This window comes from Kitasatospora sp. NPDC059599 (genome assembly GCF_042735125.1).
GTDB lineage: Bacteria > Actinomycetota > Actinomycetes > Streptomycetales > Streptomycetaceae > Kitasatospora.
Map to the genome: position 1 here is coordinate 33,064 of NZ_JBHWCL010000025.1, position 12,014 is coordinate 45,077.

The 12,014-nt window shown below is 70.8% G+C and carries 10 protein-coding genes; 9 read left to right on the forward strand and 1 reads right to left on the reverse strand.

Annotated features, from left to right (window positions below):
* Positions 1-459: 459 nt before the first annotated feature.
* The 6 genes from ACFV04_RS12135 to ACFV04_RS12160 all read left to right on the forward strand — a co-directional run bounded on the left by ACFV04_RS12135 (position 460) and on the right by ACFV04_RS12160 (position 7,247).
* A complete protein-coding gene (locus tag ACFV04_RS12135) occupies positions 460-1,449 on the forward strand; it encodes an ABC transporter permease (protein WP_380345648.1) in 990 nt (329 codons plus the stop codon).
* 54 nt (positions 1,450-1,503) lie between these two features.
* On the forward strand, positions 1,504-3,267 hold the full coding sequence (locus ACFV04_RS12140; protein ID WP_380528676.1) for an ABC transporter substrate-binding protein: 1,764 nt from the start codon (positions 1,504-1,506) through the stop codon (positions 3,265-3,267).
* A 98-nt stretch (positions 3,268-3,365) separates the two neighbouring features.
* Positions 3,366-4,376 carry an ABC transporter permease gene (locus tag ACFV04_RS12145; protein WP_380345644.1) on the forward strand — a complete coding sequence of 337 codons (1,011 nt, stop codon included), beginning with the start codon at positions 3,366-3,368 and terminating at the stop codon, positions 4,374-4,376.
* Positions 4,373-5,443, forward strand: coding sequence for an ABC transporter ATP-binding protein (locus tag ACFV04_RS12150; protein WP_380528678.1), 1,071 nt, complete (start codon positions 4,373-4,375; stop codon positions 5,441-5,443). The genes ACFV04_RS12145 and ACFV04_RS12150 overlap by 4 nt, the downstream gene beginning before the upstream one ends.
* Before the next feature lie 34 nt (positions 5,444-5,477).
* On the forward strand, positions 5,478-6,542 hold the full coding sequence (locus ACFV04_RS12155) for an ABC transporter ATP-binding protein (protein ID WP_380528680.1): 1,065 nt from the start codon (positions 5,478-5,480) through the stop codon (positions 6,540-6,542).
* A 45-nt stretch (positions 6,543-6,587) separates the two neighbouring features.
* Complete coding sequence (locus tag ACFV04_RS12160; RefSeq protein WP_380345640.1) at positions 6,588-7,247, forward strand: trimeric intracellular cation channel family protein; 660 nt, start codon at positions 6,588-6,590, stop codon at positions 7,245-7,247.
* On the opposite strand, the gene ACFV04_RS12165 is transcribed toward ACFV04_RS12160, so the two are convergent.
* Positions 7,153-7,920, reverse strand: coding sequence for an IclR family transcriptional regulator (locus ACFV04_RS12165; protein WP_380528682.1), 768 nt, complete (start codon positions 7,918-7,920; stop codon positions 7,153-7,155). The genes ACFV04_RS12160 and ACFV04_RS12165 overlap by 95 nt on opposite strands.
* Before the next feature lie 354 nt (positions 7,921-8,274).
* Here ACFV04_RS12165 and ACFV04_RS12170 point away from each other — a divergent pair, with 354 nt between their 5' ends.
* The 3 genes from ACFV04_RS12170 (at position 8,275) to ACFV04_RS12180 (ending at position 11,937) form a co-directional block, all read left to right on the forward strand.
* A complete protein-coding gene (locus ACFV04_RS12170) occupies positions 8,275-9,456 on the forward strand; it encodes a cysteine desulfurase family protein (RefSeq protein WP_360254149.1) in 1,182 nt (393 codons plus the stop codon).
* A 50-nt stretch (positions 9,457-9,506) separates the two neighbouring features.
* Entirely contained in the window at positions 9,507-10,643 is a 1,137-nt protein-coding gene (gene mnmA, locus ACFV04_RS12175; RefSeq protein ID WP_380528685.1) for a tRNA 2-thiouridine(34) synthase MnmA, read from the forward strand.
* Positions 10,644-10,764: 121 nt separating this feature from the next.
* A complete protein-coding gene (locus ACFV04_RS12180; RefSeq protein WP_380528687.1) occupies positions 10,765-11,937 on the forward strand; it encodes an alpha/beta hydrolase family protein in 1,173 nt (390 codons plus the stop codon).
* Positions 11,938-12,014: the final 77 nt, after the last annotated feature.

Sequence of the window (12,014 nt, forward strand, 5' to 3'; positions counted from 1 at the left end):
GCCACCACCGTTTCTCGCCGTAATCTCCACCGCGAAGCCGACTTGATTGTCCGTCAAGTCGGCTTCGATGCTTTCCGGACGAATTTCCGGATTGGGCGTCCGGTCATCTTGACATGCCTGTTACAGCCATGTGAAGAGGGTTATGCCGGAGATCGTGGAGGTGCATGCCTGCAGATCACAGTTGGGCATCTGTCGGTTGTCAGGTCTGGCGTAAGCCAGTTCGCATGGCAGAGAGTTCTGCGCAACGCACCGCGCGTACTGGAACCCCACAAAGGTGATCGCGCACGCCGACCCGCTTGTCCACGCGAAGCCCATCCCGCGTGTGGCAGTGCCCGTGCACGACGCACTGCCGCGAACACCCGCTCCTCCTAGCACCTTTCGCACGTCCGCAGCCGCACCGCCGAAGCCGGCGACCGGCACCCGTGGGCCGGCCACCGTCGGCGAGGGGACCAACTGACCATGACCGCATCCGTGACCACCGCCGGGAACGAGCCGGAGGCAGCAGCCGCCGAAAGCCCGGCCAAGAAGATCGAGGGCCGCTCCCTCGGCCAGATCGCCTGGACCCGCTTCAAGCGGGACAAGGCCGCCGTCATCGGCGGCGCCGTGGTGATCCTGCTGATCCTGCTCGCCGTGCTGGCCAAGCCGATCGAGTCGATGTTCGGGCTCGACCCGGACGCCCTCCACCAGGACCTGCTGGACGCCGACCTCGGCGGCCTGCCGTTCGGTGACTGGGGAGGCATGAGCTGGGACCACCCGCTCGGGGTCGACCCGCTGCAGGGCCGTGACCTGCTCACCCGCGTGATCGAGGGCTCCTGGGTCTCCCTGCTGGTCGCGTTCGGCGCGACCGTGCTGTCCAACACCATCGGCACCGTGCTCGGCATCATGGCCGGCTACTACGGCGGCTGGGTGGACACGTTGATCAGCCGCGTCATGGACGTCTTCCTCGCCTTCCCGCTGCTGCTGTTCGCGATCGCGATCTCGACCTCGCTGCAGGGCGGTGCGTTCGGCCTGCACGGCCTCCCGCTGCACATCCTGGTGCTGATCTTCGTGATCGGCTTCTTCAACTGGCCCTACATGGGCCGGATCGTGCGCGGACAGACCCTCTCGCTGCGCGAGCGCGAGTTCGTCCACGCAGCTCGCTCCCTCGGCGCCCGCGGACCGTTCATCCTGTTCAAGGAACTGCTGCCCAACCTGGTCGGTCCGATCCTGGTCTACTCGACCCTGCTGATCCCGACCAACATCCTCTTCGAGGCCGGGCTGAGCTTCCTCGGCGTGGGCATCCAGCCCCCGCAAGCCTCCTGGGGCGGAATGCTCCAGGACGCGATCCGGTACTACCAGGTGGACCCCCAGTACATGGTGGTCCCCGGTCTGGCGATCTTCATCACCGTGCTCGCCTTCAACCTGCTCGGCGACGGGCTGCGCGACGCCCTCGATCCCAAGAGCAACTGACTCCGCGTCAGGACCCTCCACCGTCTCCACATCCTCAAGGGGTTGATCTTTCCCATGCGTAGGTCCCGTACCGTCGCCCTGACCGCGGCGGCCGCCGCCGCGGTCCTGGTCGTGACCGGTTGTTCCAGCTCGTCGAAGAGCGGCGACGCCTCCTCCTCGTCCACTTCGGGCGGCGGCGGCGCCAACGCGGCCACCAAGAACATCGTGAACGCCTCGGACAAGAAGGGCGGGACGGTCACCTTCGAGATGAAGGGCACCCCGGACTCGCTCGACCCGGGCAACACGTACTACGCGTACATCTACAACTTCTCGCGGCTGTACGCCCGTCCGCTCACCACGTTCAACCCGGCCGCCGGCGAGGAGGGCAACAAGCTCGTCCCGGACCTCGCCGAGTCGATGGGCCAGCCCAGCGCGGACGGCCTGACCTGGACGTACAAGATCCGCAAGGGCCTGAAGTACGACGACGGCACCCCGATCACCTCGAAGGACGTCAAGTACGCCGTCGAGCGCTCCAACTTCGCGCCGGACGTGAACTCCAACGGCCCGACGTACTTCCACGACCTGCTGGTCGACAACGACACGCCGTACGCCGGTCCGTACAAGGACAAGGCCGGCGGTCTGAACTCGATCGAGACGCCGGACGACACCACGATCGTCTTCCACCTGAAGCACCCGTTCGCGGACTTCGACTACCTGGTCAGCGCCCCGCAGACCGCGCCGGTCCCGCAGGCCAAGGACACCGGTGCCGACTACGTGAAGCACATCGTGTCCTCGGGCTCCTTCAAGTTCGAGTCCTACGAGGACGGCAAGCAGGCCGTCCTGGTGCCGAACACCAACTGGGACGCGAGCACCGACCCGATCCGGAAGCAGCTTCCGGAGAAGATCCTGCTCAAGATGAACATCGACCAGGCCACCATCGACAAGGACCTGCTGGCCGGCAACGCCCAGGTCGACCTGGTGGGCGGCGGCGTCGACCCGCAGACCCAGGCGCAGATCCTGCAGAACCCGAAGCTCAAGGCCAGCACCGACAACGCCTACGGCGGCCGTCTGGTCTACCTGGCGATCAACTCCAAGGTCGCGCCGTTCGACAACGTCGACTGCCGCAAGGCCGTCCAGTTCGCGATCGACAAGGTCTCGGTGCAGACCGCCGAGGGCGGCCCGATCCGCGGCCAGATCGCCAACACGGTGCTCCCGCCGGACATCCCGGGCCACCAGGACTTCAACCAGTACGAGACCAAGGACAACAAGGGTGACGAGGCCAAGGCCAAGGACGCCCTGAAGGCCTGCGGCAAGGACAGCATCAACACCGTCATCTCGGCCCGCACCGAGCGCGCCACCGAGGTCGCCGCGGCCACCTCGATCCAGGCCGCGCTGAAGAAGGTCGGCATCAACGCCGAGATCCAGCAGTACCCGCAGGGCAAGTACCTGACCGACAGCGCCGGTGCCCCGCAGTTCACCCAGGACCACAACATCGGCCTGATGATGATGCAGTGGGGCGCCGACTGGCCGACCGGCTACGGCTTCCTGCAGCAGATCGTCGACGGCCGTGCGATCAAGCCCTCCGGCAACAGCAACCTGTCCCAGCTGGACGACCCGGCCGTCAACAAGATGATCGACGACGCCGCCGTCAACCCGGACAAGGCGGCCCGCGAGAAGATCTACGGCGACATCGACAAGAAGGTCATGGACCAGGCGGTCATCGTCCCGCTGACCTACTTCAAGGTCTTCCTGTACCGCCCGGACAACGCCACCAACATCGCCTCCACCCCGGCGTTCTCCGGTGAGTACGACTACCTGAACATCGGCACCACCAAGTAAGAGCCTGGCTCCGCATCCCTGAAGGCAGGTGAAGGCAGCGGCGCCCGCCGCAGTCCGGAAGATCCCGGACGGCGGCGGGCCGCCGGAGCCGCCCAACTGTGTTTGCCTACATCATCCGCAGGATCTTCGCGGCGGTGATTCTGCTGCTGGTCGTCAGCGCGGTCACCTTCGCGATCTTCTTCCTGCTCCCCCGCGTCGCCGGCGAGACGGCCGACCAACTGGCCGCCCAGTACATCGGGAAGAACCCCTCACCCGACGCGATCGCGGCGGTCAAGCAGAACCTCGGTCTCGACCAGCCGCTGTACACCCAGTACTGGAACTTCCTCAAGGGGCTGGTCAGCGGCGCCGAGTACCAGTTCGGGCCGGAACCGGCCACCTGTCACGTGCCCTGCTTCGGCTACTCCTTCAAGAACCACCTGGAGGTCTGGCCCGAGCTGTCCAAGCGGATCCCGGTCACCATCTCGCTGGCCGCCGGTGCGGCCGTGCTCTGGCTGGTCTCCGGCGTCGCCACCGGCGTCGTCTCCGCCCTGAAGCCGCGGTCGATCTTCGACCGCCTCTCCATGGGCGTCGCCCTCGCCGGCGTCTCGCTCCCGGTCTTCTTCACCGGCGCGCTGCTGCTCACGCTCTTCAGCTACGAGTGGCCGATCCTGGACAACCTGCAGTACGTCGACTTCGCGGACAACCCGCTGATGTGGGCCCGCAACCTGATCCTCCCCTGGATCTCGCTGGCCTTCCTCTACTCCGCGCTCTACGCCCGGCTCACCCGCGCCGGAATGCTGGAGACGATGAGCGAGGACTACATCCGCACCGCGCGGGCCAAGGGCCTCGCCGAGGGCAAGGTCGTCACCCGGCACGGGTTGCGCGCCGCGCTCACCCCGATCGTCACGATCTTCGGCATGGACCTCGGGCTGCTGCTCGGCGGCGCGCTGATCACCGAGCAGGTCTTCTCGCTCCAGGGCGTCGGCCAGTTCGCCGTCCAGGCGATCTCCGACAACGACCTGCCCAAGATCCTCGGCGTCACCCTGCTCGCCGCCTTCTTCATCGTCGCCTGCAACCTCGTGGTCGACCTCCTGTACGCCCTCGTCGACCCCCGCGTGAGGCTCTCGTGACCGACCTCCAGAAGACCACGGCAGCCGATGCGCAGGCCCCCTCCGGGGACCCCTTCCTCTCCGTGCGCGACCTGCGGATCCACTTCGACACCGACGACGGCCTGGTCCGCTCGGTCGACGGGGTCAGCTTCGACCTGCACAAGGGGCGCACCCTCGGCATCGTCGGCGAGTCCGGCTCCGGGAAGTCCGTCACCTCGCTCGGCATCATGGGCCTGCACCGCTCCAAGCGGGCCCGGATCAGCGGCGAGATCCGGCTGAACGGCGAGGACCTGATCGCGGCCGGCCCGGACCGGGTGCGCCAACTGCGCGGCCGCGAGCTGGCGATGATCTTCCAGGACCCGCTGACCGCGATGCACCCCTACTACACGGTGGGGCAGCAGATCGTCGAGGCCTACCGGGTGCACCACCCCGAGGCGAGCAAGAAGCGGGCCCGGGCCCGCGCGATCGAGATGCTCGACCGCGTCGGCATCCCGCAGCCCGACCGCCGCGTGGACGACTACCCGCACCAGTTCTCCGGCGGCATGCGCCAGCGCGCGATGATCGCCATGGCCCTGGTCAACGACCCCTCGCTGCTGATCGCCGACGAGCCCACCACCGCCCTGGACGTCACCGTCCAGGCGCAGATCCTGGACCTCATCCGCGACCTCCAGGAGGAGTTCGGCTCCGCCGTCATCATCATCACCCACGACCTCGGAGTGGTCGCCGAACTGGCCGACGACATCCTGGTCATGTACGGCGGCAAGTGCATCGAGCGCGGCCCGGCCGACACCCTCTTCGACGCGCCCGAACACCCCTACACCTGGGGCCTGTTGGGCTCGATGCCGCGCCTCGACCGGGAGCTGCAGGACCGGCTCGTCCCGGTCAAGGGCACCCCGCCCAGCCTGATCAACGTGCCGAGCGGCTGCGCCTTCCACCCGCGCTGCCCGTACGCCGCCCTGACCGACGGGCGCTCCACGAGCGAGGTTCCGGTGCTGGCCGAGGCCACCCCCGGGCACCTCGCGGCCTGCCACCTGCCGGCCGACGAGCGGCACCGCATCTTCGCCGAAGAGATCGCGCCCCGGCTGTGAGCCCGGCCTCGTACCACCTTTCTGGAGAGAACCGATGACGGACACTCAGGCGGCGCCGATCCCGTCGCCGGCCCCCGCCCCCGACCGCGAGCCGCTGCTCCGGGTGACGGGCCTGACCCGGCACTTCCCGATCCGCAGCGGGCTGATGCGGCGCCAGACCGGCGCGGTCCGGGCCGTCGACGGCATCGACTTCAGCGTCAACGCGGGCGAGACGCTCGGCGTCGTCGGCGAGTCCGGCTGCGGCAAGTCGACCATGGGCCGACTGGTCACCCGGCTCGACGAACCGACCGGTGGGAAGATCGAGTTCGAGGGCACCGACATCACGCACCTGAGCGTCGGGGCGATGCGGCCGCTGCGCCGCGACATCCAGATGATCTTCCAGGACCCGTACTCCTCGCTGAACCCCCGGCACACCGTCGGCACCATCGTCGGAGCGCCGTTCAAGCTGCAGAACGCGGTACCGGCGGGCGGGCTCAAGAAGGCGGTCCAGGAACTGCTGGAGCTGTGCGGCCTCAGCCCCGAGCACTACAACCGCTACCCGCACGAGTTCTCCGGCGGCCAGCGCCAGCGCATCGGCATCGCCCGGGCGCTCGCACTGAAGCCGAAGATGATCGTCGCGGACGAACCGGTCTCGGCGCTGGACGTCTCGATCCAGGCACAGGTGGTCAACCTGCTGGACGACCTCCAGCAGGAGCTCGGCCTGACCTACCTGATCATCGCGCACGACCTCTCGGTGGTCCGGCACGTCTCGGACCGGGTCGCGGTGATGTACCTCGGCAAGGTCGTGGAGATCGCCGACCGGGACTCGCTCTACCGCAGCCCGATGCACCCGTACACCAACGCGCTGATGTCCGCCGTGCCGGTCCCCGACCCGCGCCGACGCCAGCGCTCCGGCCGTGAGCGGATCCTGCTCACCGGCGACGTCCCCTCCCCGATCAACCCGCCCAGCGGCTGCCGCTTCCGCACCCGCTGCTGGAAGGCCCAGGACGTCTGCTCCACCCAGGAACCGCCGCTGGTGGCGCTGAAGTCCGGGCACCAGGTGGCCTGCCACTTCCCGGAGAACGCGCCCGAGGGGACGCCGGAGAAGACTGCCGTCTGAGGAGGCAAGCGGAGGGGAAGGTTCCGCGCAGGTCATAGTTGTGTGGTGACCTCGCAGATCTTCCCCTCCGACGTGCAGCAGTCGCTGGACCTCGTCGGCATCTTCGTCTTCGCCCTCTCCGGGGGCCTGCTCGCCGTCCGCAAGAACATGGACATCTTCGGGATCTGCGTCCTGGCCGAGGTCACGGCCCTCGGCGGCGGTGTGATGCGCGACCTGGTGATCGGGGCCACCCCGGTCGCCGCCTTCACCAACCTCGGCTACTTCCTGACCCCGCTCGTCGCCGCGCTGGTGGTGTTCTTCCTGCACCCCGAGGTCGAGCGGATCAACCGCGCCGTGCAGACCCTGGACGCCCTCGGGCTCGGCCTGTTCTGCGTCACCGGCACCGCCAAGGCGCACGACTACGGGCTGGGCGCCGTCGCGGCGATCGCGCTCGGCATGGTGACCGCGGCCGGCGGCGGCGTGATCCGCGACGTGCTGGCCGGCGAGATCCCCTCGCTGCTGCGCTGGGACCGGGAGATCTACGCCGTGCCCGCCCTGGTCGGATCCACGCTGGTCGCGCTGCTGATCGGCGTGGACCGGCTCACCGGAGTGACCGGCACGGCCGCCGCGCTCACCGCCTTCGGCCTGCGGATGCTCGCCCTGAAGTACGGCTGGCGCGCGCCACGGGCCTGGCACCGCAACGGTTCTCGCACCAGCGAGGAGTAGGCGAGCCGCCGTACGCGAGCGAGATCGCCTCGGCCGTGCAGAGCAGCTCCGGCACCATCCGGGCCAGTTCGGCCGGCGGCACCTGCCCGGCCGGGGCGCTCAGCGCGCACGCCGCGACCGTCCGGCCCCCGCTGCCCGCGACCGGAGCGGCCACGCACGTCACCGCCTCCCGGTGCTCCGCGGACTCCGCTGCCCAGCCCCGGCGGCGCACCGCCGCCAGTTCGGCCTCCTCGCACGGCCCGTCCGCGGGCAGCCCGGCGAGCAGCACCCGGCCGACCGCCGTGCCCGTCACCGGCGCCCGGCGCCCGATCCGGGACGGCTCGGCCGCCGCGGGACCGGCCACCTCGTCCAGGTACAGCACCTCGCCGTCGTGCAGCACGGCGAGCCGGACGGTGTAGCCGCAGCGGGCGTTGAGCGCGGCCAGGTACGGCGCGGCGACCTGCCGGACGTCGAAGTCCTCCAGGGCGCGGTGGGCCAGCGAGAGCACCCGGCCGCCGAGGCGGTAGCGCAGGTCGGGCTGGCGGCGGGCGAAGCCGTGCTCCTCCAGGGTGCGCAGCAGCCGCAACGCGGTGGACTTGTGCACCCCGAGGCTGCCGGCGGCCTGCTCCAGCGAGAGCGGCGCGTCACCGAGCGCACCGAGCAGGGTCAGCGCGCGGTCGACCGACTGCGACATGGCGCCCCCGTTGATCCGGCTGAGAAGTGGCGCCAGGCTAACCGCTGGGGGGCGTAGTGGTACAAACCGGCGACGGACGCGACTGTCCGGAATTGGTGCAGACCAGTGCGCGGGGCGGGCCCGACGCGGCCGGGCGGGAGGCGTGCGTACAAGCCCCGGGAAGGCCCTCGCACGGCCCTTGCAAGGCGTTCGGAAGGTGTCGGGAAGGTTTTCGGAAGTGCCGTCAGGCCCGGCCAGCGTCCGCGTCCGGGCGCGGCCCGGGCGGGCGGTCGGCGCCGGTCCGACCACGCGATGGCCGGATCGGTACGCAGGGTTGGAAGGCCGCGCGGCGCAGCCCTCTACAATCGGATGGTTATGCCATACCTGGACCATGCGGCGACCACGCCGATGCTGCCCGAGGCGATCGCCGCGATGACGGCGCACCTGGGGGTGGTCGGCAACGCCTCGTCCCTGCACGCGGCCGGCCGCCGGGCCCGCCGGGTGGTCGAGGAGTCCCGCGAGTCGCTGGCCGAATCACTGGGCGCCCGCCCGAGCGAGATCGTGCTCACCGGCGGCGGCACCGAGTCCGACAACCTCGCGGTCAAGGGCCTCTACTGGGCCCGCCGGGACGCCGACCCGGCCCGCACCCGGGTGCTGTGCAGCCCGGTCGAGCACCACGCGGTGCTCGACGCGGTGCACTGGCTCTCCGAACACGAGGGCGCCTCGGTCGAGTACCTGCCGGTGGACGAGCACGGCCGGGTGCACCCGGAGGCGCTGCGCGAGTCGATCGAGCGCGCCCCCGCGTCGGTCGCGCTGGTCACCGTCATGTGGGCCAACAACGAGGTCGGCACCATCCAGCCGGTGCGCGAACTCGCCGCCGTGGCCGCCGAGTACGGCATCCCGATGCACGCCGACGCGGTGCAGGCGCTCGGTCAGGTCCCGGTCTCCTTCGCCGAGTCCGGGCTCACCGCGCTCACCGTCACCGGTCACAAGATCGGCGGCCCGTTCGGCATCGGCGCCCTGCTGCTGTCCCGCGGGGCCGCGCCGGTCCCGCTGCTGCACGGCGGCGGGCAGGAACGCGACGTCCGCTCCGGCACCCTGGACGCCCCCGGCGCCGCCGGCTTCGCGGCCGCCGCGGCCTGGGCCGTGAAGCACCGCGAGGAGCACGCCGTGACCCTCGGCGCGCTGCGCGACGACCTGGTGGCGGCCGTCCTGGCCGCCGTCCCGGACGCCGTGCTCAACGGCGACCCGGCCGCCGAGGGCCGGCTGCCGGCCAACGCGCACTTCTCCTTCCCCGGCTGCGAGGGCGACGCGTTGCTGATGCTGCTCGACGCGGCCGGCATCGAGTGCTCGACGGGTTCGGCGTGCACCGCCGGCGTGCCGCAGCCCAGCCACGTCCTGCTCGCCATGGGCGTCGACCCGCTGCTGGCCCGTGCCTCGCTGCGGTTCTCGCTCGGCCACACCTCGGCGCCGGAGGACGTCACGGCGCTCGCGCAGGCCATCGGCCCGGTGGTCCAGCGGGCGCGCAACGCCGGGCTGGCGTCGGTGCGGCGGTAGGCAGTTCCGGGGCCGGGCAGGTCCGGCGGCCACGTACTCTTGTAGTCACCATGACTGACTTCCCGGGTGCCCCGACCACTCCGTCCACCGGCCGACTGCGCGTACTCGCGGCGATGTCCGGCGGAGTCGACTCCGCCGTCGCCGCCGCCCGGGCCGTCGAAGCCGGGCACGAGGTGACCGGCGTCCACCTGGCACTGTCCGCCAACCCGCAGTCCTTCCGGACCGGCGCCCGCGGCTGCTGCACCATCGAGGACTCCCGGGACGCCTGGCGGGCCGCCGACGTCATCGGCATCCCGTTCTACGTCTGGGACCTCGCCGAGCGGTTCCGCGAGGACGTCATCGACGACTTCGTCGCCGAGTACGCGGCCGGCCGCACCCCCAACCCCTGCCTGCGCTGCAACGAGAAGATCAAGTTCGCCGCGCTGCTGGACAAGGCGGTCGCCCTCGGCTTCGACGCCGTCTGCACCGGCCACTACGCCCGGATCGTCGACCTGCCGGACGGCTCGCGCGAACTGCACCGAGCCGTCGACGGCGCCAAGGACCAGTCCTACGTGCTCGGCGTCCTCGACGCCGACCAGCTCGCCCACTCGCTCTTCCCGCTCGGCGACACCACCAAGGACGTCATCCGCGAGGAGGCCGAGCGCCGCGGCCTGGCCGTGGCGAAGAAGCCCGACAGCCACGACATCTGCTTCATCGCCGACGGCGACACCCAGGGCTTCCTGGCCAAGCACCTCGGCACCGCCACCGGCGACATCCTCGACACCGACGGCACCAAGCTCGGCGAGCACGACGGCGCGTACGGCTTCACCATCGGCCAGCGCAAGGGCCTGCGGATCGGCCGCCCGGCGGCCGACGGAAAGCCGCGGTACGTGCTCGACATCTCCCCGGTGGACAACACCGTGACGGTCGGCCCCGTCGAGGGCCTGGACGTCACCGCGCTCACCGCCATCCGCCCCCGCTGGTGTGGCACCGAGCCCCTGGCCGACGGCCGCTACACCGCCCAGCTGCGCGCCCACGGCGAGGAGGTGCCGGTGAGCGCCTCGGTGGTCGACGGCGAGCTGCACGTCCGCCTCGACACCCCGGTGCGCGGTATCGCCCCCGGCCAGGCGGTCGTGCTGTACGACGGCACCCGCGTCGTCGGCTCCGCGACCATCGCCACCACCGAGCGGCCGGCCGTCAGCGCCTGAAACGAACCCGGCGGCGTCATCCACGAGGATGACGCCGCCCGGTCCTCCGGATGACCACGGCCGGAGAATGCATCAATCGGGCTGATCCGGGGGCCCGGGCCACGAACCTAGTCTCACGGCCATGAACCGATCTCGCCGTATCGCGGCCGTCGCGGCCCTCGTTCTCGCCCTTCCCCTCCCGATCGCCGGGGCCGCTATGGCCTCGCCGTCGCCCGCCGCCGTGGCTGTCGCCGTGACCCCTGCGGCCTTCCACGGCGAGCTGCCCCGCCCGACCGGGCCGTACGCGGTCGGCGAGGAGGTGCTGCACCTGACCGACCAGGACCGCACCGACCCCTGGGTGCCCACGGCCGGGCCGCGGCAGCTGGCGGTGTCGATGTTCTACCCGGCCCGGCACGACACCGGCGTCCCCGCGCCGTACATGACCCTCGGCGAGGCACAGGGCTTCGTGGCGACGCGGGTCCCGCCGGGCACCGGACTCCGGCCGCAGGACGTCGCGAACACCACGACCTACGCCTACAGCGGGGCTCGGGCCGCCGGCGGGAAGTTCCCGCTGGTCGTCCTCTCGCCCGGCTTCGAGAACCCCCGCGCCACCCTGACCGGCCTGGCCACCGACCTGGCCAGTCACGGCTACGTCGTGGCCCTGGTCGGCCACACCTACGAGGACTCCGGGGAGACGCTCGCCGACGGCACCACCCCGGGCTGCACGCTGTGCGAGGGCGGCGCCCCGGACACCCTCCCCGACAGCAGGGCGAAGGACGTGTCGTTCGTCTTGGACCGGCTGACCGGGCACGACCCCGCCTGGCGGCTGTCCCACCTCATCGACCGCGACCGCATCGGCATGGCCGGACACTCCATCGGCGGCGCCTCGACACTGAACGCGATGGCCGAGGACCGGCGGATCCGGGCCGGGGTCAACATGGACGGAGCGTTCTTCCCGCCCGTCCCGGCCGACGCGCTGCAGGGCCGTTCGTTCCTCCTGCTCGGCAAGCAGAGCAACCACACAGCCGACGGCGGGGACCCGTCCTGGGGCAAGGCCTGGGCGGGATGGAAGGGCTACAAGCCCTGGCTGGCCGTCGCGGGTGCCAACCACGCCAGCTTCACGGACGTCCCGGTCCTGGCCGCCGAGATCGGTCTGCCGTTCCCCCCGGGGACGACCACCTCGCCGGAGCGCGGCATGCAGCTCACCCGGGAGTACGTCGGGGCCTTCTTCGACCGCACCCTGAAGGGTGTCCACCAGCCCCTCCTCGACGGCCCGTCGCCGGCGAACCCGGAGGTGCTCTTCCAGCACCCGTGACCGGTGGGTCCTGATTCGCGGGCCCGGCCGTCCTGCGCGAACGGTTCGTCCGCCGCCGGGGAGTCCCGCCCCGCTTC